The sequence below is a fragment of the bacterium genome (assembly GCA_024228115.1).
Classification (GTDB): Bacteria; Myxococcota_A; UBA9160; order UBA9160; family UBA6930.
In genome coordinates, this window is sequence record JAAETT010000428.1 from 1 (window position 1) to 19,770 (window position 19,770).

The 19,770-nt window shown below is 65.0% G+C and carries 21 protein-coding genes and 1 pseudogene; 16 read left to right on the forward strand and 6 right to left on the reverse strand.

The genetic code is table 11. The features are described from left to right. Positions 1 to 175: 175 nt before the first annotated feature. The 4 genes from GY937_18575 (at position 176) to GY937_18590 (ending at position 4,499) form a co-directional block, all read left to right on the forward strand. A complete protein-coding gene (locus GY937_18575; protein MCP5058711.1) occupies positions 176 to 1,390 on the forward strand; it encodes a lanthionine synthetase in 1,215 nt (404 codons plus the stop codon). Between the two features lie 106 nt (positions 1,391 to 1,496). Beyond that, positions 1,497 to 2,138, forward strand: coding sequence for a TetR/AcrR family transcriptional regulator (locus GY937_18580; protein MCP5058712.1), 642 nt, complete (start codon positions 1,497 to 1,499; stop codon positions 2,136 to 2,138). Positions 2,139 to 2,154: 16 nt separating this feature from the next. Beyond that, positions 2,155 to 3,387 carry a cytochrome P450 gene (locus tag GY937_18585; GenBank protein ID MCP5058713.1) on the forward strand — a complete coding sequence of 411 codons (1,233 nt, stop codon included), beginning with the start codon at positions 2,155 to 2,157 and terminating at the stop codon, positions 3,385 to 3,387. A 32-nt stretch (positions 3,388 to 3,419) separates the two neighbouring features. Further along, on the forward strand, positions 3,420 to 4,499 hold the full coding sequence (locus tag GY937_18590) for a dihydroorotate dehydrogenase 2 (protein MCP5058714.1): 1,080 nt from the start codon (positions 3,420 to 3,422) through the stop codon (positions 4,497 to 4,499). On the opposite strand, the gene GY937_18595 is transcribed toward GY937_18590, so the two are convergent. Beyond that, a complete protein-coding gene (locus GY937_18595) occupies positions 4,496 to 5,536 on the reverse strand; it encodes a serine hydrolase (GenBank protein MCP5058715.1) in 1,041 nt (346 codons plus the stop codon). The genes GY937_18590 and GY937_18595 overlap by 4 nt on opposite strands. A gap of 49 nt (positions 5,537 to 5,585) precedes the next feature. Further along, positions 5,586 to 6,560 carry an ornithine carbamoyltransferase gene (argF, locus tag GY937_18600; GenBank protein MCP5058716.1) on the reverse strand — a complete coding sequence of 325 codons (975 nt, stop codon included), beginning with the start codon at positions 6,558 to 6,560 and terminating at the stop codon, positions 5,586 to 5,588. Between the two features lie 55 nt (positions 6,561 to 6,615). Between argF and GY937_18605 the strand changes: the two genes are divergently transcribed. The 3 genes from GY937_18605 to GY937_18615 are packed head-to-tail and all read left to right on the forward strand — an operon-like array spanning position 6,616 to position 8,333. Further along, on the forward strand, positions 6,616 to 7,095 hold the full coding sequence (locus GY937_18605; GenBank protein MCP5058717.1) for a hypothetical protein: 480 nt from the start codon (positions 6,616 to 6,618) through the stop codon (positions 7,093 to 7,095). Between the two features lie 43 nt (positions 7,096 to 7,138). Continuing rightward, on the forward strand, positions 7,139 to 8,005 hold the full coding sequence (locus GY937_18610) for an SDR family oxidoreductase (protein MCP5058718.1): 867 nt from the start codon (positions 7,139 to 7,141) through the stop codon (positions 8,003 to 8,005). A gap of 25 nt (positions 8,006 to 8,030) precedes the next feature. Beyond that, complete coding sequence (locus GY937_18615) at positions 8,031 to 8,333, forward strand: antibiotic biosynthesis monooxygenase (protein MCP5058719.1); 303 nt, start codon at positions 8,031 to 8,033, stop codon at positions 8,331 to 8,333. A gap of 135 nt (positions 8,334 to 8,468) precedes the next feature. On the opposite strand, the gene GY937_18620 is transcribed toward GY937_18615, so the two are convergent. From GY937_18620 to GY937_18630, 3 genes are all read right to left on the reverse strand, one after another. Beyond that, positions 8,469 to 8,882 (reverse strand): hypothetical protein, encoded by a 414-nt coding sequence (locus GY937_18620; protein ID MCP5058720.1) that lies wholly within the window; start codon positions 8,880 to 8,882, stop codon positions 8,469 to 8,471. Positions 8,883 to 8,948: 66 nt separating this feature from the next. Beyond that, a complete protein-coding gene (locus GY937_18625) occupies positions 8,949 to 10,322 on the reverse strand; it encodes an MATE family efflux transporter (GenBank protein ID MCP5058721.1) in 1,374 nt (457 codons plus the stop codon). A 68-nt stretch (positions 10,323 to 10,390) separates the two neighbouring features. Continuing rightward, complete coding sequence (locus tag GY937_18630) at positions 10,391 to 11,128, reverse strand: hypothetical protein (GenBank protein MCP5058722.1); 738 nt, start codon at positions 11,126 to 11,128, stop codon at positions 10,391 to 10,393. 144 nt (positions 11,129 to 11,272) lie between these two features. Between GY937_18630 and GY937_18635 the strand changes: the two genes are divergently transcribed. Further along, positions 11,273 to 11,701, forward strand: coding sequence for a DUF2255 family protein (locus GY937_18635; protein ID MCP5058723.1), 429 nt, complete (start codon positions 11,273 to 11,275; stop codon positions 11,699 to 11,701). A 2-nt stretch (positions 11,702 to 11,703) separates the two neighbouring features. Continuing rightward, positions 11,704 to 12,315, forward strand: a complete 612-nt coding sequence (locus GY937_18640; GenBank protein ID MCP5058724.1) for a glutathione S-transferase family protein — start codon at positions 11,704 to 11,706, stop codon at positions 12,313 to 12,315. A gap of 45 nt (positions 12,316 to 12,360) precedes the next feature. Here GY937_18640 and GY937_18645 read toward each other — a convergent pair whose 3' ends face one another. Continuing rightward, on the reverse strand, positions 12,361 to 12,828 hold the full coding sequence (locus GY937_18645; GenBank protein ID MCP5058725.1) for a DUF420 domain-containing protein: 468 nt from the start codon (positions 12,826 to 12,828) through the stop codon (positions 12,361 to 12,363). Positions 12,829 to 12,920: 92 nt separating this feature from the next. On the opposite strand from GY937_18645, the gene GY937_18650 reads away from it, so the two are divergent. The 7 genes and pseudogenes from GY937_18650 (at position 12,921) to GY937_18680 (ending at position 19,768) form a co-directional block, all read left to right on the forward strand. After that, complete coding sequence (locus GY937_18650) at positions 12,921 to 13,955, forward strand: ferredoxin--NADP reductase (GenBank protein ID MCP5058726.1); 1,035 nt, start codon at positions 12,921 to 12,923, stop codon at positions 13,953 to 13,955. 26 nt (positions 13,956 to 13,981) lie between these two features. Continuing rightward, positions 13,982 to 14,644: a nitroreductase family protein gene (locus GY937_18655; GenBank protein ID MCP5058727.1), complete on the forward strand. Its 663-nt coding sequence runs from the start codon at positions 13,982 to 13,984 to the stop codon at positions 14,642 to 14,644. Between the two features lie 57 nt (positions 14,645 to 14,701). Beyond that, positions 14,702 to 15,586 carry a MoxR family ATPase gene (locus tag GY937_18660; GenBank protein ID MCP5058728.1) on the forward strand — a complete coding sequence of 295 codons (885 nt, stop codon included), beginning with the start codon at positions 14,702 to 14,704 and terminating at the stop codon, positions 15,584 to 15,586. Positions 15,587 to 15,594: 8 nt separating this feature from the next. Continuing rightward, on the forward strand, positions 15,595 to 16,797 hold the full coding sequence (locus tag GY937_18665) for a VWA domain-containing protein (protein MCP5058729.1): 1,203 nt from the start codon (positions 15,595 to 15,597) through the stop codon (positions 16,795 to 16,797). Next, a complete protein-coding gene (locus GY937_18670; GenBank protein MCP5058730.1) occupies positions 16,797 to 17,087 on the forward strand; it encodes a DUF4212 domain-containing protein in 291 nt (96 codons plus the stop codon). The genes GY937_18665 and GY937_18670 overlap by 1 nt, the downstream gene beginning before the upstream one ends. A gap of 26 nt (positions 17,088 to 17,113) precedes the next feature. After that, positions 17,114 to 18,809 (forward strand): annotated as a pseudogene (locus GY937_18675) (cation acetate symporter). Continuing rightward, positions 18,806 to 19,768 (forward strand): endonuclease/exonuclease/phosphatase family protein, encoded by a 963-nt coding sequence (locus GY937_18680; GenBank protein MCP5058731.1) that lies wholly within the window; start codon positions 18,806 to 18,808, stop codon positions 19,766 to 19,768. The pseudogene GY937_18675 and the gene GY937_18680 overlap by 4 nt, the downstream one beginning before the upstream one ends. Positions 19,769 to 19,770: the final 2 nt, after the last annotated feature.

Consider the following 19,770-nt stretch of genomic DNA (forward strand, 5'->3'; position numbering starts at 1 on the left):
GATGAGTTACGTGGACGGACACAACGATGATCCCACTCCCTTCGTCTGGTCCAAGACAGCAGAAGAGATCATCGAAAAGGTTGGCAGAGCCAGGCGCGCGCTGGATAATGCCCCAACAGCGTGAATCACATCACTAGCTCGTGGGCCAATTGTCTCGTTTCCTGCTCATGGCCTCATGAGCGAAGACATCGTCGCCGCGGAAGGCATCTTCGATCCGGAACGGCACCAGGCCCTGGCGGGGATGCCCTGGGATGCGAGCCTCGCAAGGGCCGCGATCGGCGAGATCGTGGCGGATTTCGTGGCCTCCCGGCGCGCAGACGGCAGCTGGCCGACCCATCTCCTCGACGGCGGCGAGCTACCGGGCAACGAGCGGCATTGGACTTCGTACTTCGGAGCAGCGGGGGCGGTCAGCAGCCTTCGCATCCTGGGCGCCGCGGGTTACGACGCTCCGGATTTTTCGTCTTCGCTCGTGGAAATCGCAGACGCCTATCGGAAGCAGCCGGATCGCGAACTCGAAACGGGGCTTCAGATGGGGGAGATCGGAATCCTCGCGCCAGCCGTGCTTGCGAATCCGGCCAGCCGGCTGCTCGGCGATCGGATGGAACACGCGATGGACGAGACCCTCGGGCATCCGGCGCGAGAGATCACCTCCGGCGAGACCGGTGCGCTGCATGCAGCGCTGACGTTGTTCCGTGCCACGGGCCACGAACGCTGGGAGCGGCAGGCCGAGCGACTTGCTCGCTCGTTGGTGGATAGCTGGGAGGAGCGAGCGAACGGCCACTGGCATTGGACGAGTCACGTGTTCGGTTTCCAGCGTTCGTACTATGGCGCCTGCCATGGTGTGGCGGGAAACGGCGGCGCTTTGTTGCGCGCGCTGGAATTCTTGCCGGAGCTCGATGCGGAGACGATCGTCAGGCGGGTCACGCGAACGTTGGTCGGCGGTGCGCTCGAGGAGGGTGAAGGCCTGAACTGGCCGGTCAGCGAGGACGCTTCGGGAACACGACGCCTCGTTCAGTGGTGCCATGGCGCGCCGGGTGTCGTGACGGCGCTCGCCGCCGCTCCGCCAATGGAGGAATTGGACCGACTGCTGCTCGGGGCCGGCGAACTCGTCTGGAAGGCCGGCCCGCTGCGCAAGGGTCCGAGCCTCTGCCACGGAACGGCAGGGAACGGGTACGCCTTGCTCGGCCTCGTTCAGCGAACCGGGGATGCCAGCTGGCTCGATCGCGCCCGTGCCTTCGCGATGCATGGGATTCGTCAGCGGCAGCGCGCCCGATCCCGCTACGGCCAGGGTCGATTCACGTTGTGGACGGGTGATGGGGGACTGGCGGTGTTTCTCAGCCACTGCCTGGAACCCGAGCGGATGGCGTTTCCTGGGCTCGAACTGCTCTAACGGGGCATCCGGACCTCGAGAAGGCTCCGTGGCTCCGGCTGGCAGAAATCGATGAGCTGGGCCCTTTTTGCTTGAAAATCTGCCTGCGCGCAGGTAGAAAATAGACATGTCCGCCGCGCTCGAACTGACGCCCAAGGCCGAGCGGACCCGCGCCGCAATTCTGGCAGCTGCAGAAGACCTGTTCGCCCAGCACGGGTTTCGCGGTACTCGCCTCGAGGACGTGGCCCTTGCCGTAGGGATCCGGCGTGCGTCGATCGTCTACTACTTTCGCGGGAAGCCCGAGCTCTACGACGCGGTCCTTGGGGACGCCCTGGGTGGCCTGTTGGATCAGCTGCGTGAGGCGCTGGTTGCCGATGGCCCGCTCGCAGAGCGGATCGAGGCTGCGGTATCGGTTTGGGTCGGATTCCTCGGCGGCCGCCCGAACCTCGCGCGTTTGCTGCTGCGCGACGCCGTCGAAGCGGAACCCGGTGCGGCCCCTGGCGTCGTGGCACACACGAAGCCCTTTCGGGTTCTCGCCGAGTCGATGGTCGATCAAGCCGGAGCGGGTGGAGAGCGTCCGAGTGCCTCCGGCATCGACGCCGCGCATCTCGCAAGTGCGATCGCTGGCGCCACGCTCTTCTTCCTTGGCGCGATGCCGGCGTTGGTTCCCGATCTCGAGTTCGATCCTTCTTCAGCGGAGCACCTGGAAGCCCATCGGCAGGAGCTGCTTCGCATCACCCGTCGGCTACTGGGCGAGGAAGCCGGCTGACACCACGAGGTTCCCCATGGCCGCCCCCCATCTCACACCGAACGACGCCTTCGATCGCTTCAATCATCTGCAAGATGCCAGCGCAGCGCCTGATCCGTATCCCGAATGGGCGAAGAAACGCCGTGAGACACCGGTCTGGCTGGTCTCACCTTCCGATTTCTTCGAGTCGGGAACGCAGACACCGGGAAGCCCGGAGCAGATCGCGGTCCCCCTGTCCTTCGATGCGGTCGTCGATGTGCTGCGCGATGGGGAGACCTTTTCGTCCTCGGCGTACGCCAACACGATGGGCCTCGTGATGGGCCATTCGATTCTGGAGATGGATGAGCCCGAGCACTTCCGATACCGCCGGTTGATCCAATCGGCGTTCAAGCGGCGCCAGCTCGCCCGCTGGGAGAACGAGCTCGTGCGCCCGCTCGTCGAGAGCTGTGTTGCGGAGATCCGCTCCAGGGGCCGGGGCGATCTGGTACGCGATCTGACCTTTCCGTTCCCGGTGCGCGTCGTCTGCGGGATGATCGGCCTGCCCGAAAAGATGCACGCGACCTTCCATCGCCTGGCCCTCGAGCTGATCATGATCTCGTTCGATCCGGCGCTCGGAATGGCAGCTTCGGCCGGCTTGCGTGAACTCTTTTCCGGTGTGCTCGCAGAGCGGCGGCGGGCTCCGCGCGACGATCTGATCAGCCATCTCGCCACGGCCGAGCTCGACGGAACCCGGCTCGACGATGAACAGATCTATGCCTTCCTGCGGCTGCTTGCGCCGGCGGGTGCCGAGACGACCTTTCGGTCGTCGAGCAATCTGCTCGTGGGTCTTCTCTCGGATCCGGAACAATGGGAAGCCGTCCGGTGCGATCCGGGCCTGGTTCCTGCGGCGATCGAGGAGGGGCTCCGCTGGGAAAGCCCGCTGACCGGCATCCAGCGGACGGCGGTTCGAGATGCGGAAGTTCGTGGCGTGAAGATCCCGGCCGGTACACCGGTCCACGTCTGCCTCGGCGCGGCCAACCGGGACGAAACCCGTTGGGAGAATCCAGACCGATTCGACATCCATCGCCCCCACATGCACCATGCGTCCTTCGCATTCGGGCCGCATACCTGTATGGGAATGCACCTCGCGCGAATGGAGACCCGGGTTCTACTCGAGACGCTCATCGAACGATTGCCCGGCCTGCGTTTGGATCCGGAGGCTCTGGGCGTTCAGATCACCGGCCGGATGTTCCGTTCTCCCCTCGCACTGCCTGTCGTGTTCGACGCCTGAGGCCGCGCCAACCTCGCTATCCTTCCCGGTCGATGTCGATCTACGAATGGCTCTTCCCCTGCATCCGTCCGCTGCCTACGGAACTGGCCCATCAGCTGGGGCATTGGACGCTACAGCTGCCCATCCCATGGGGTGGGAGTCCGCCCAAGGATCCGTTCGTGTGGAAGGGGGTCCGTTTCCGCAACCGCGTCGGAATCGCAGCGGGCTTCGACAAGAACGGCATGGTCCTCCCGGGCATCGCCCGCATGGGAGTGGGGTTCGTCGAGGTCGGCACCATCCTGACCGAGCCCTGGTCTGGCAATCCGAGGCCGCGCATGAGTCGGCTTCCGGAGGAACGGGCGGTCTGGAACCGCCTGGGTTTTACGAGCGATGGTCTGGAGCCCGTGGCCCAACGCCTGGGCGAGTTCCAACGAAGGGATCGGAGCGGTCTGGTGATCGCGTGCAACATCGCGCCCCATCCGCGCACGGTGAAGACGGCCGGCGATGATCCGAACTTCCTGGACCGTGCCCGCGAAGAACTGGCCTGCCTCGCACGCGGCCTCCACGCGGAGGCGGATCTCTTCGTCGTCAACTTGAGTTCGCCCAACACCCGGGGCCTACGGGATCTCCTCTACGGCCCGGGTTTTCGCGACGAGTTGATCGAGCCGCTCGGTGAGGAGATCCGAGCGCTGGACGTGGCAGCGGGCAAAACGGATCGGACCCCTCTTCTCGTGAAACTTCCGCCGGAAGACGCGGACGGCAAGCCCTGGACGCCGGACAGCATCGCCGCTTGTGCCGGGCCGCTTTCGCAGCCGGGTGCCTGCGATGGCTTCGTGGCGGTGAACACGTCGATCGGCCTTGCCCGTGACCGTTCGCTCAGTCCGGATCCGCAGCTTCCCGGTGGCCTTTCGGGCGCGCCTCTGCTGCCGCTCGCCGTGGCCGGGGTCAAGATGCTCGGAGAACTCCGACGCGAGGATCAGCTGCTGATCGGCGTCGGCGGCGTCGATCGTCCGGAAGACGCCGTGGCGCTCCACCGGGCCGGTGCGGATCTGGTGGAGGTCTACACCGGAATGATCTACCACGGGCCGGGCTTTCCGGCGGACTGTGCGCGGGCGTTGGCGGGGGTTGGTTAGGCGGGGGGAGTTCCGCTTTCAGGGAACGCGTGCACCGCATCCGCCAGGGCTTGGACGACATTCTGCCGCAGGGATTGGTCCGTTCCGCCGAGCCGCACCATGACGAGATCCCGGGCAGGGTCGACCACGATGTATTGGCCCCGGAAGCCGCTGGCGTAGAAGCGGCCGGAGCGATCCTGGGCGAGCCACCAATGGGCTCCGTATTGATCGAAGGAGGCGGGTGTCAGCCGACGCCCGTGATCGACCCAGCCTTCTGGCAGGATGCGTTTGCCGTCCCAGATGCCGTCCCGCAGGTAGAGGAGGCCGAAGCGGGCGAAGTTCCGAGCGGTGGTGAAGACGTAGGACGAGCCGATGAAGGTTCCGGCTGCGTCGAAACGCGGCTCGGCACCCCGTATGCCCAGAGGCTCGAAGAGCTCCCGTTCCATGAAGGCCCGCATTCCTGCTTCGCCGCCACCAACCGTTTCGCAGAGAACGCGGGAGACGATGTTGGATGTGCCGCTCGAGTAGTTCCAGAAGCTCTCAGGCGCATGCTTGGCCGGGCACGCCGCTGCATAGCCCGCGACGTCTTGCTTGCCTGTCTCGAAGAGCATGTCGATGACATTGGAGTTTCCGCCCGGCAGGTAGTCCTCGACGAAGTCCAGGCCGTCCACCATCCGGAAGAGGTGCTCCAGGGTGATGGCACCGCGTGGGTCGCCCGGCTCGCGCCAGGCGGGAATCGGGAGAGGCGCCTCCGGGTCGAGCTGCTGCTCGCGGACGAGAATGCCGGCGAGCGCGTGGGTGATGCTCTTCGCCATCGACCAGGAGGTGAGTTGGGAGTCCTGATCGTGTTCGGCGTCGTAGGCCTCCGCAACCAGTCGGCCGCGGTGCACGAAGAGCAGCGCGTGCGTCTTGCCGGTCCGCTCTTCGTCGTTTTCATGGATCAAGGTGCGATAGACACGAGCCAATGCGTCGCGGTCGACGTCTTTGTCGGGCTCGCCGGAGGGCCACGCGGCGGTCGGCCACGGCACCTCGGCGGATTGCGCCGGGAGCGGCGGCATCGGGTTCAGGGGCACGACGGGTCTCTCGCGTTCGAAGAAAGAAGGAGGTCTATCCGACCGAGAGCACCATCACCGCCTTGGCGGTGTGCATGCGGTTTTCCGCCTGTTCGAAGACGCGGCTCTGCGGATGCTCGAAGACTTCATCGGCCACCTCGCAGACCTCCGGGTTTGCCGCCGCAAATTCGGTCGAGAGATCGTGAAGCGCAGGCAAGCAGTGCATGTAGATCGTGTCGGGCCGTCCGGTGAGCGCCATCAGCTCAGGGGTGACCTTGAAATCGTGGAGCAAGGCGATTCGCTCCTCGATCAGGTCCTCTTCTCCCATCGAGACCCAGACATCTCCGTAGACGGCCTCGCAGCCTACCAGGGCGCGTTCGGGGTCCGAGGTGACCGTGATGTTGGCGCCGACCGAGGCTTCGGTGAGAAGCTCCTTGACCAATGCCTCCGAAGGCGCGAGCGGCTCGGGTGCAAGGATGCGTAGATCGACGCCCATCTTTGCCGCGCCGATCATCAGCGACGTGGCCTGGTTGTTTCGCCCATCGCCCACGTAGCCGATCCGGACGCCGCGAAGCCGTCCGAAGACTTCGCGCACGGTCAGCAGATCGGCCAGCACCTGGGTCGGGTGGTAGGCATCCGAAAGCGCATTCCAGACCGGGACGCCGGCATGCTCCGCCAGTTCCTTGACGATGTCGTGCTCGAAGCCACGCCAGACGATGCCGTCGAAGAGCCGCCCCAGAACCCGGGATACGTCCTTGATCGATTCCTTGCGGCCGAAGCGGATTTCTTCCGGCGGCAGCACTTCGAGGTTCGCACCCTCGTCGGATGCGGCAACCGCGAACGAAGCCCGCGTACGGCAGGACGGCTTCTCGAAGATCATGGCGATATTTCGATTGGCGAGCCGGCGCGGGAACACACCGCTCCGCTTCGCCGCCTTCAGGTCGGCGGCCGTATCGACCATCAGCCCAATCTCGTCCGGCGTGAAATCTCGGAGTGTGAGCAGGCTCCGGCCCTTGAGGCTGATCGGCATCGAACCGTCCTCCAGGGGGAAGGAAGAAACCTAGCCTCAGGCTAAACTTCTGGCCATGTGGGATTCGCGAGGGGGCATCGCCTCGCCCGAACCGATCGTGCTCGAGGCGCCCCCGGCGGAGGCGCACCCGGAGCTACGCGTGGGTGAGGCGGGCTGGGTGTGGGAAGATGAGGCCTCCGAGCTGACGACGAATACCCGGGTTCGGCTCTCGCCCAACACGACCCACGCGCTGCTCGGACACGGGGTGGTGGATGAGCTGAATCGGCTCGATCTCGAGTTGGGCCCGGTCGGAAGTGGCCGCGACGCGCTGATTCCCCAGGCGGCGATGGACGAAGCTTCCGCGATTTTGTACGAGGCCGATCGAAAGACCTATGGGGCCGTCTGGGAGTTTCCGTTTGCAGAGGATCCTGGCCCACCGCCCCGACGGCTGCATCTGCGCATCGACAACCGGGAATACCAGCGCTCCCTCGCACGGCTCCAGGATCTCGTGCGAGGGGCGAGTCGCTCCGGGTACGCGGTCCGAATTCGGATCTGAGGCCGATCGTTCTCCCGATCAGACTCCCTTCGAGAGGTAGACCATGTCCGAAACGTCACGCCGCGTCGCGTTCGTCACGGGGGCAAGCCGTGGGATCGGCAAGGTCACGGCGCAGACACTGGCGGCACGGGGTTACTCCGTCGTGTTGACGGCGCGAACGCTGAAAGCAGGAGAACAGTTCGAGTATTCGAACGTCGCGAAGCTGTCCGAGGTCAAGGCGATGCCCGGAAGTCTCGAAGCCACCGAGCAGGCGATTCGTACCGCCGGCGGAGAAGCCCTTTCGATTCGGATGGATCTGCTCGATCGGGATTCGGTCTACGCGGCCGTGAAACAGGCCGAGGCGGCTTGGGGCCCGATCGATCTGCTGGTGAACAACGCGATCTACCAGGGCCCGGGAACGATGGATACGGTGCTCGATCTTCGGGTGGAGGATCTGGAGCACTTGTTGCTCGGCAATGCGGTGAATCAGCTGGCGCTGGTTCAGGCGGTGTTGCCTTCGATGCTGGAACGTGGAAAGGGTTGCATCGTGAACATGGTCTCGCAGGCGGCGATGATGGATCCGCCGCGGCCAACCGGGCAGGGCGGCTGGGGTTACGGTTATGCCGGTTCCAAAGCCGCGTTCCTGCGCCTGGCCGGCGTGCTGGCGACGGAGCACGCGGGCCGGGGCGTGCGTTTCGTCAACGTCGAGCCGGGCCTGGTCCTCACCGAGACGATGGAAGCGCGGGGCATGACCGAGCAGTTTGCGAAGCAGTGGGGCGGAGCGCCGCCCGAAGTTCCTGCCGCGGTGATCGCGTGGCTCGCCGACGATCCAGAAGCGGAGGCGTGGCAGGGGCAGACCGTTCACGCCCAGGAGTTGTGCAAGACGCAGGGGCTCCTCGAGGGCTGGCCTCCGCCGCGGAAGCCGAGTTAGGATCGCCGCCCAAAGGAGGCTGGAAATGCTCGTCGTCGCTGGTCATGTGAGCCTGGACCCCACCAAGATCGAGAACGCTCGTGCGGCCACCGAAGAAATGGTGCGTGAGACCTTGAAGGAAGAGGGCTGCAACACCTACTGCTTCGCGGTGGATCTCGCAGAGGAAGGTCGAATTCGGATCTTCGAGGAATGGGAGAGTCAGGATGCCCTCGATCTCCATTTCAAGACGCCGCATATGGCGGCTTTTCAGGCGGCCATGGGTGGGCTCGACATCAAGGAAATGGTCGTTCACAAGTACGAGATCAGCTCGAAGGGGCCCCTTGGCTGAGGACACCGGCCCCACCGAAACGCAGCTGCGGTTCTAGGGGCGAGGCGGCCGATCGATGAGGCCCTCTGCGCGGGCGGAAAGCCTGCGCCCCTCGCCGACCCAGCGAGGCATCGGGGTGGTGGATGAAGCGTAGGCTCAGCGCGGCGCGGGGTCGAGCCGAACCGGGATCCGCTTGGAAGCATCACCCGAAAGCGCAACGATCTTGTTGGCCTGGCCGTACTTCATCGCGAAGACTTCGTTGACCTCTCCGATCAAGGGCTTCTCGCGGACGGGAACGGCGATCCGTTGGCTCTCCGATCCGGATCGCTCGATGGTGACGTCCGGGTTGGACATCACGTCTACGAACCATCCCTTCCCCTCGTGGCCGGTCCGCACCCACTCCGCACCCGCATAGTCAACCACCCAGAGACGCGTCACGCGGGTGTCGCCGGCGGGCGTGCGGGTGTGCAACGTCACGACCTCTCCTGATTCCGATGCCAGGATGACGATTCCAAAGAAAGCAGCGACGAGGGCCAGGGCCCCGCCGACGAGGAGCGCTGCTGTTCTCATTCGGCGGTGGTCCTTTCTTTGCGCGAAGCGTTGAAGTCGAAGTGTAGGAAATCGCCTTGCGTAGCCTCAGATCGCGTGCTTCCAGCGTCCGTTGCGAAAGCGGAGAACCAGGCCGATGGATTTGATCACGTAGTCCGCCAGGAGGGCTGCGAAGACCCACTCGACGCTCCAGCCAAGCCAGGCGAGAACGAGGGCCAGAGGGATGCGGCCAAGGAAGAAGCCGGCGAACACGATCCACAAGGGAAAGCGTGTATCGCCGGCACCACGGAGCGCCCCGCCCAAAGCGAATTCGATGCCCATCAGGGCCTGTACCGAGCCCAGCAGCCAGATGAAGATGACCGCGAGGCGGACCACCTCATCGTCGTCGATCAGGAAGCGGGCGAAAGGCTCGGCCACCGAGATGATCACCGCGCCGAAGACCACCATCACGCTGATCGACAAGAGCATGGCCCGCCAGCCGCTTCGCTCGGCAGCGTCCGGGTCGCCTGCGCCGAGGTTCTGGCCGACGAGCGTCGATGCCGCGATGGAGAATCCGAAGCCCACGAGGAATGAGAAGGAGAGGATGTTCACGCCGATGCTGTAGGCGGCGTAGGGCGCCTCGCCGTAGCGGGCGACGATCAACAGGAAACTCATCAAGCCCGCCTGGAAGACGAACTGCTCGAGCCCGGAGGGGTAACCGATGTGCAGGATCTTCCGAATGCGGCTGCGCTCGAAGTCTCCGCCGCTCGGGCCCCAGCGAATCACCAGGACGCGACCGAGCCACAGACCTAGCGTGAGAACGGCACCGAACACGAAGGCCAGGCCATTCGCCATGGCGGCGCCGCGCACTCCGAGCTCCGGCAAGCCGAATTGGCCGAAGACCAGGCCGTAGAGCAGGAATACGTTGACCAGGTTCGTCGCCACCGCGATGAGCAATGGTGTGCGCGTGTCGCCCGCCGCTCGCAGTGCAGTGCCGAGCACGATGTTGATCGCGAAAGCCACATTGAAGAGCGAGATCGTTCGAATGAAGCTGGCCGCGAGGGTCATCGTCTCCGAATCCAGCCCCTTGAAGAGCCCGGCCATCTCTTCGGCGAAGAAGACGCCGGGTGCGGTCAGGGTTCCGGCGAAGGCCAGGCAGAGCCAAAGCGACGTCCGGGTGACCCGCTCAGCTTCGCCTCGGTCTCCGGCGCCCCAGGAGCGAGCCACGAGGGCCGTGGTGCCCGCCGTGACGGCCATCATCACCCCCTGCAGGATGAAGAAGACACGGTGGCCGGTGGTCACTGCGGCAACGGCGGATGCACCGAGCGAGCCGACGACCTTGATGTCCACCATGCCGACGATCGAATGCAGGAGGTTGGTGGCAATGGCCGGCCAGGCCAGGCTCCAGATGCGCTGGGTCGTGCCCGTGTTGCGACGCTTCGGCGCCTCGCCCTCGGCGGGGCGGAGGGGGGCGTCGTTCATGGCCCTGTCCGTAGCGGGGCTGCCCGTGGAAGGTCAAGCCCGATGAGGTGAGGTGACGGGCCCGGGCTTCAGTGGACGCGGGCGACCGGTGCGGTGTGCTTCGGACTGTCCCCACGAAAGGCCGTGGAGAGACAGAGGGCCGCCATGAATCCGAAGGGCCCGATCACCAATGCGCCGGCCGTGGACTTCGCCGGGTCGAGGCCGATCGCATGTAGGGTGAGGCTGACGCATGCGATCAGGGTCGCTGCGCCTGTAGCGATTCCCCACAGCTCTACCTGGCGCGCGACCCGTGGCTCGGCGAGCCCCAGGGGAATCCGGCGTCGAAGAAGCGCGGAGTAGCGAAGAGACTCGAGAGCGGTCCAGCCCATGGCCACCGCGGCGAGGCCGTTGATCGCGACGATCGCCAGGCCCTCCTTGGCGAGGGCTCCGGCCTTGTAGCCCGGCGAAACCCCCTGCCAGATGAAGCAGGCGACGAGCGCCACGACGATCCCAACCACCCCGCGCCGAGCGGCCGGGCTCGCGGGCCGGAAGACCTTCCAGGTGAAGATCGCGATGCAGCTGATCCCGATCACCATCAGGACGTGGGCGGCGATCATCAACAGGGTTCGCGTCTCGTCCGAAAGGGCCTGGGCCTGGCGCGCCACGCTGGTGAGCGGGTAGGCGAGCCCGCCCATCAGGGCCAGGCCGAGCCCCAGGGTCGTCTCGGGCAGCGCCCGCGTGCGAATGGCAAGGAGGAGGAGGCGGGTTCCGACCGCCAGGCTCGCCAGGACGAAGGCCCCGCCGCCGAATGCTGCAATCCAACGCATGGCTTCCGAATCGGCTTCTCGCTGCCAAGCCTTTACCTTGCGTTCAGCCGTCGGTCGGCTCGAGGTGGCCGGGCGCCGTCGGCGACGGATGTGCCGATGCGCTTGTCCCGCGATAGCGTCAGCGCCCCAAGGAGAACGGTGCACATGAAAACAGGCTTCTCGATGTGGCTCATGCTGGTGGCCGTCGCGCTCGGGGGCGCCCCGGCCCATGCGGACGATCTCTGGTCGGCGTTCGATGCCACGGATACGATCGAAATCTCGACCTTGGACGAAGACGGCGATGCGCGAGACACACCGGTCTGGATCGTCGTCGTGGATGCAGTCGGCTACATCCGCACGAATGATTCCACCTGGCTGGCGAATATCCGGCGGGGTTCCGAGGTGAAAATCCGCGCGGGCGATATCGAACTCGACGTCCTGGCCGAGGAGGAAGAAGACGTTGACGTGTACGACCGGGTGGAGGAAGCCTTCAAAACCAAATACGGCTGGATGCAGCGGCTCATGAGCAGGTTCCGCACCACGCGTCCCACGGTCCTGCGCTTGACCCCCCGCTCAGCCGCTCCGGCCGAGTAGAGGTGCTTCGGCTCTACGACTACCTGGAGTCGGGAAACGGCTACAAGGTTCGCTTGTTGCTGACGCAACTCGGTGTCCCCTTCGAACGTGTCGAGCTGGACATCTTGAACGGAGAGACGCGGACGCCGGAGTTCCTCGCGAAGAATCCGAATGGCCGGATCCCGCTGCTCGAGCTTTCTGATGGCACGACCCTGGCGGAATCGAATGCCATCCAGTGGTACATGGCCGAGGGGACCGACTTCCTTCCCGACGATCGGTTGGAGCGAGCGCAGGTACTTCAATGGATGGCGTTCGAGCAATACAGCCACGAACCGTTCATCGCGGTTCTACGTTTCTGGCATCACGCCGGAACACTCGCTGCCCACTCGGAACAGGAGATCGAGGTAAAGCGTACTGGCGGGGACGCCGCCCTTGGCGTGATGGAACACCATCTCGATCAGGAGCCATTCTTCGTCGGCAGCTGCTATTCGATTGCCGACATTGCGCTCTACGCGTACACCCACGTGGCAGGAGAGGGCGGTTTCGAGCTGGCGAACTATCCGGCGGTCCAAGCATGGCTGGAGCGCGTCCGTAGCCGGCCCGGCCATGTGCCCATCACCGAGCGGGTCGGTTAGTTCGCGCCTGGCCGAGGGGCCTTCTGCACAAGCTCGCTCGCCAAGCTAGGTAAGCGCGCGGAAGATCTGGACCAGGATTCCGCAGGCGGTCAGCAACCCGAGGGCTGAGCAGATGACGCCGACCCAGCCGACACGTCTGTGGGCCTGGAGGGCTGAAGGCTCCGCCGCGGGATCGTCGAGGCTGCCCGTCACCCGGCGGGTGTGCGCCAGGCGACGGCCTCGAACGAGCGCCATGCCGCCGCCAATCAGCATGCCTGCCACCATGGTCTCGTGGATCCATAGATTGATCAGGGCCCCTCGGCTCCACAGATCGAGATCTTCCGGACCGATCCACAGGCGCTTGAGCACGTAGGCGACCAGGAATGCCAAGACCAGGCCGCAGGCGGCCCGCATGGAGCGCCGGTGGGAGTCCACCTGGCCGCGCCGGATCTGGCGCACTCCGTACGCCGCGAGCCCCACCACGACGGCCATGTTCATCAGGGCCCCGGTCCAGAAGGCGACTCTTGCGTCCACGGCCTGCACGGTAGCGGGCCGCTCGAGGTCGAGCCGCTCGAACTTCCGGGGACCGTTGAAAGGACGGGCTCTGTCACCTACATCCCAGGTTCGTGTCCTACCACAAGCTGACGCTCGCCCGGGTCGTCGATGAAACCCCGGAGGCCCGCTCCTTCATTCTCGACGTGCCAGGAGAGCTCGAAGAAGGCTTCGCCTATCGAGCGGGCCAATTCCTGATCTTTCGTATTCCGTGGGCGGGCGGAGAGCTGGTTCGCTGCTACTCGCTGGCGAGCTGCCCGGACACCGAGAAGATCTGGAAGGTGACGGTCAAGCGGGTGGAGGAGGGCCGCGTCTCCAACTGGTTTCACGATCGGCTGCGGGCCGGGGATACACTCGACGTGCTTCCCCCGGCCGGTCGGTTCGTGTTGCGCGACGCGGCCGAGCCTCTGGTGTTGTTCGGGGGTGGTAGCGGCATCACTCCCGTGATTTCCCTCTTGAAGAGTGCACTCGCAACCACCCGTCGTCGGATCCGTCTGGTGTACGCCAATCGCAGTCGCGCCGGGATCATCTTCGGTGACGAGTTGGAAACACTGGCGCGAATGCATGCGGGTCGTTTCGAGTTGCTGCACCACGTGGACGACGAACGGGGCCTTCTCGGTACGGCCCAGGCCGCGGCACACGTTCGCGGCCTGCCAGGCGCCCACTGCTACCTGTGTGGGCCCAGCCCTTTCATGGATGTCGTCGAAGGCGCGCTCCGTCAGGAGGGGTTCGATCCGGATCGGATCTTCATCGAACGCTTCGAATCCACTGAGACGAGCGGGATGCCGGCAGAGGCTGAGGATGCAACGCGGACAGGTGCCGATGCCACGGCGCAGCAGGAGATCGTCGTGCACCTCAACGGGAAGACCCATCGGGTTCCCTGCGCCCCCGACCAGTCGATCCTGCGGGCAGTTCGGGAAGCGGGCCACGATCCGCCGTCGGCGTGCGAAGAGGGCTATTGCGGTTCCTGCGCAGCGAAGCGTATGGCTGGCGAAGTGCGTATGGACGTGAACGATGTCTTCAATCAGGCCGAGGTGAGGGAAGGGTGGGTCCTGACCTGCCAGGGTCGACCGGTCGGGGCCGGCGTTGAAGTGCGCTACGACGACTAGGCGGGATGCGAGGAGAAGGAATCGACATGGATCTCCATGAGGCTCTCTACACCACCCGCGCGATGCGCCGGGTGAAGACGGATCCGATCGCCTACGACGTTCAGGAGCGGATTCTCGACGCGGCGATCCGCGCGCCGAGCGGCGGCAACGCGCAGATGTGGCGCTTCCTGCTCGTCGATGATCCAGACGTGAAGGCCAAGCTCGGCCCGATCTACCGCGAGTGCATGGGCAGGCTTTGGGAAACGATCTACAAGCCCCGCGCCGAAGCGGCCGCGGCCGACCCGGAAGCCCCGGACAGCAAGGAATTCCTGAAGGTCCAGCGTTCCGCCCAATGGCTGGCGGACCACTTCGAGGGCTACCCGCTCCTGCTCTTTGCGTTCTCCCAGTTCGACAGGAGCGGCGGCTCGATCTTCCCGGGTGTCTGGAGCGCGATGTTGGCGGCGCGGGCTGAAGGCGTGGGCTCCGCCCTGACGAGCGTCTTCAACTCACAGATCGAGCCCGTGCTCGAGATCCTGGGTGTGCCCAAGGAGGCTGGCTGGAAATTCAACGCCTGCGTGACGATGGGCTACCCGTCCGGACGCTGGGGGGTGGCTCCGCGGAATCCGGTGCACGAGGTCGCGGCCCGAAATCACTGGGATACGCCCATCGGCTTCGAGATACCCGAGCCCCTATGGCCTGGAAAGGGCTGATTCCGGCCATTCAGATCCCACGTGACGCTCGCCGCCAGGACGGTACCCTCCCGCGCCATGAATGACGTGAACGACGATTTCCTCCGCTTCACCGGAACCGAGGGCTATATCGCCTCGCCGGCGCTGGTGGAGGCGGTGAATGCTTCCATTGCGCTCGAGCGGCCCTTGTTGATCAAGGGCGAACCGGGCACGGGCAAGACCCTGCTGGCCCGCCATGTGTCCGAGGGCCTCGGCCTCCCCATGGAGCAGTGGCACATCAAGTCCACGACCAAGGCCCAGGCGGGCCTCTACGTCTACGACACAGTCCAGCGCCTCAACGACGCCCGCTTCGGCGAGGGCGACGTGGCCGATATCCGTACCTACATCAAGCATGGGCCCCTCGGGCGGGTGTTTGCCACCGGCGATCGCCAGGTGTTGCTGATCGACGAAATCGACAAGGCGGATCTCGAATTTCCGAACGACATCCTGCGTGAGCTGGACGAGATGCGCTTCACCGTGATGGAGACCGGCGACGAGGTGGTCGCACAGCAACGGCCGATCGTGCTCATTACGTCGAATAACGAGAAGGAGCTGCCGGACGCATTCCTGCGTCGCTGCGTGTTCCACTTCATCGAGTTCCCGGATCCGCAACTGATGCGACAGATCGTGGATGTGCACCATCCGCACCTGGATACGCAGCTCCTCGATCAGGTCCTGCTGCGGTTCTACTGGCTGCGCGAGCAGAGCGAACTGCGCAAGAAGCCGTCGACTTCCGAGCTGATCGATTGGATCTCGGTGCTCCTGCGTTCGGGCATCTCCCCGGATCAGATCGAGGCGCAGATTCCTTTCCTTGGTTCCCTGCTCAAGAACGAGCAGGATACCGAGGCCCTGCAGCTCTACAGCGAGCGCGGTGGGCGCTATCCGGAGAGCTGGAGCGACCTCGGCCCGCGCTACAACAACTAGGGGCCAGCGTGTTCCTCGATTTCTTCTACGAGCTCCGCGAAGAGGGCGTCCCGGTCGGGATGCAAGAGTGGATGATGCTGATGGAGGCCATGAAGAAGGGCCTCCACGGCTCGAACCTTCGCCGCTTCTACAATCTCTCCCGTTCACTCCTCGTCAAGAGTGAGACCTACTTCGATGCCTTCGACCGGGTTTTCCTCCACGTTTTCGAGGGGGTAGAAGGGGAACTCCAGATCGAGGACGAGGTGTTGGAGTGGCTGAAGGATCCGAAGAACTTCCAGGAGCTGACCGAAGAGCAGAAGCAGATGCTCGAAATGCTGAACGGTGACGAGCTGATGCAGCAATTCCTCGAGCGCCTGGCCGAGCAGACCGAGCGCCACGATGGGGGCGGCAAGTGGGTGGGCACGGGCGGCCGCTCGCCCTTCGGTCACGGCGGCGAGCATCCGACCGGGATCCGTGTCGGGGGTCAGAGCCGCAACCGCTCCGCCATGAAGGTGGCCCAGGAGCGTCGCTTCCGGGACTACCGCACCGATGCTTCCCTCGACATCCGGCAGATCCAGATGGCCCTGCGCAGGCTTCGGCAGCTTACCCGGGTCGGCCCCGCAACCGAGCTCGATCTCGAGAGCACCATCGACGAGACCTGCAAGAACGCCGGCGAGATCGAACTCGTGTTCGAACCGGAGAAGCGCAACAACGTACGCCTGCTCCTGCTCATGGATGTGGGTGGAACGATGGATCCCTACTACGAGCCGGTGAGCCGCCTGTTGACCGCTCTTCACGAAGAGCGCGGGCTCCGCGAGTTCAAGGCCTACTACTTCCACAACTGCCCCTACGAGCTACTCGGCACGACGGCCGCCTTGCTGCGCCGGGACGCCATCCCTACGGGTGACGTGCTGCGCAAGCTCGACCCCCGCTGGAAGGTGATGATCGTGGGCGACGCAGCCATGCATCCCGCGGAGTTGATGGAAGAATTCGGCAACATCGACCCACGCAAGACGGCCGAAACCAGTGGAATCGATTGGTTGCATCGCATCAACGATCATTTCGATCGGGCCGTCTGGCTGAATCCGGATCCCCAGGACGTCTGGAACCAGACTCACACGACGAACATCATTTCGAAGCTCTTCCCGATGTTCCATCTCTCGGTCGATGGCATTGCAGACGCCGTGCGGGCGCTGATTGGCGCCAAGACCCTGGGAGAGACGGTTCACTGATGGCCGCCGATCCCAAGGGCTACTGGCGCGCCAACCTGCGCTTGATGGCGGGCTTGTTGGTCGTCTGGTTCTTCGTCTCCTACGGCCTCGGAATCCTCCTGGTCGAGCCGCTCAACCAGTTCAAGCTCGGCGGTTTCCCGTTGGGCTTCTGGTTCGCCCAACAGGGCTCGATCTACGCCTTCGTCGTGTTGATCGCCATTTACGCGGTGGCGATGGATCGGCTCGATCGGCAATACGGTGTCGCTGAAAGCCCGCAAGACGGGCCCGGCCCGGCGCGCAGCGAGCCGTAGGCGAGCGAAGAAAAAGAAGAAGAGACATGGACGTCCAGGGCTGGACCTATCTGTTCGTCGGGCTGACCTTTTCGCTCTACGTCGGGATCGCCGTCTGGAGCCGCGTGCGCTCCACCGAAGGCTTCTATGTGGCCGGCCGCGGTGTGCCGGCCCTGGCCAATGGCATGGCGACCGGCGCCGATTGGATGAGCGCAGCCTCGTTCATTTCGATGGCCGGCCTCATTTCGTTCATGGGCTACACCGGCACCATCTACCTGATGGGCTGGACCGGGGGCTATGTGCTCCTGGCGCTGCTGTTGGCGCCGTATCTGCGCAAGTACGGCAAGTTCACCACCTCCGAATTCCTGGGGAGATCGTTACCACTCGCAGTTGGCACGGCTGGTCGGCGCCTTGTGCACGATCTTCATCTCCTTCACCTACATCGCTGGCCAGATGCGCGGCGTCGGGGTCGTGTTTTCGCGTTTCCTCGAGGTGGATGTGAACACCGGGGTGCTCCGGGGAATGGGCATCGTGCTCGTCTACGCCACGCTCGGTGGTATGCGCGGGATCACCTACACCCAGGTGGCCCAGTACTGCGTGTTGATCGTGGCGTATCTGATCCCCGCCGCTGCGATCTCGTGGAAGATCACAGGCAACCCGATTCCCCAGCTCGGCTTCGGCGGCACCGTGTCCGAGGGGGCCAACGCCGGGCACTTCCTGCTCGAGACGCTCGACGCCCTGCATCGCGATCTCGGCTTGCCGGAATACACGGGTGCATGGGTGCCAGGCAAGAAGAGCATGGTCGACGTCTTCGCCATCACCGGCGCGTTGATGGTAGGCACCGCTGGGCTACCCCATGTCTTGATCCGTTTCTATACGGTGCCGAGTGCGAGGGCTGCCCGCTGGAGTGCGCTCTGGGCGTTGGTCTTCATCTCGCTCCTGTATACGACGGCGCCCGCCATCTCGGCCTTTGCCCGCGTCAACCTGATCGAAGACCTGAACGGTGTGGCCTACGAAGACGTGCCCGAATGGTTCAGCAGCTGGGAAACCACCGGCCTGATCGGCTTCGAGGACAAGGATGGCGACGGACGCATCCGCTACAGCGGAGACCCGGAGACGAACGAGCTGCGGGTGGATCGCGATATCATGGTGCTCGCGAACCCGGAGATCGCACGATTGCCGGCCTGGATCGTGGCCCTGGTAGCGGCCGGCGGGCTGGCCGCCGCCCTCTCGACGGCTGCCGGCTTGCTGCTCGTGATCTCGTCGGCGATCTCTCATGACATCGGCAAGAGCTGGCTCTGGCCTTCGATGAACGAGGCGAGGGAACTCCGGCTCGCCCGCGGTACGGCGGGCGTGGCGGTCGTCATCGCCGGCCTCTTTGGCATCTACCCACCGGGCTTCGTCGCCCAGGTCGTGGCCTTCGCATTCGGCCTGGCCGCCTCGAGCTTCTTTCCTGCGCTGGTGTTGGGAATCTTCACGACGAGCACGACGAAATGGGGCGCGATCTCCGGGATGCTCTCCGGAATCGGCTTCACCGCCACGTACATCATCTGGTTCAAGTACATCGATCCGACGGCGGGGCCCGATGCCTGGTGGTGGGGCATCAGCCCCGAAGGCATCGGGAGCGTGGGAATGTTGCTGAACTTTGCCGTGGCGCTGGCTGTCAGCCGCTTCACGGAACCACCGCCGGAGGACGTTCGTGCCCTGGTGGAGGAGATCCGCTTGCCGCGCCGCGCAACGTGAGCGCGGTTCCGGTGCACCCGGTCCGACGAGTACCGGGGCCCGGGTGGGCCCTGGGAACCGTCGCCCTGGGCCTTGCCGGCGCAACCGCACTGGGTCGGATGGGCGGGATTTCCTGGCCCCTCGATCTGCTGAGCCATTTCCCTCTCCAGCTTGGCCTGGCCGCGCTCGGGCTGGCATGCATCGCGGCGGCCCGCGGTGCCGTGCTTTGGATGCTCGTGGCCGCCGCGGTCGTCTTGGCAAACGCCATGACGCTACGAATGCCAGCCGGTGAGGAGGCCCCTGCGGGTGCAGCCAGGTTGCGCGTGGCGATGGCCAACCTGTCTCTCACCAATCGGAATGGCTTCCTGCCCGACGCCTTGATGGCGGGCCGGGATCCGGACGTGCTGGGCTTCGCGGAGGTGAACGCCCGCTGGGTTGCCGACCTCGACGCGGCGCTGCAGAGCCACCCCCACCGGTTGGTGGCTTCCCGGGAGCACCATTTCGGCATCGCGCTCTACAGTCGGCTTCCCTTCGAAAGCAGCGAAACGCGTTTGCTAGGTGGCGACCCACATCATCCCGCACTCCTGGCTCGCGTGCGGGTCGCTGGAAAACCCGTGCAGCTGATGGTGGCGCATCCCCATCCACCGCTGACGGCCTTCGTTGCCAGTCTTCGAGACCGACAGCTCGCGGAGTTGTCGCGCATCCGCCAGGAGAAGCCGGGGCCCTTCGTGCTCCTCGGCGATCTGAATGCCACGCCATGGTCCCAGGCCTTCGCTCGGTTGCTGCATTCCTCGGGCCTGCGGGATTCTCGTGCGGGCCACGGCCAGCAGGCAACCTGGCCCGCTTCGCTCGGCCTCATGGGGCTTCCTCTCGACCACATCTTGATCAGCTCGGACTGGATCGTGACCCGGCGGAACGTGGGTGTCGGCGTCGGCTCGGACCATCGCCCGGTCTTTGCCGAGCTGTCGTTCCGACCCTGAGA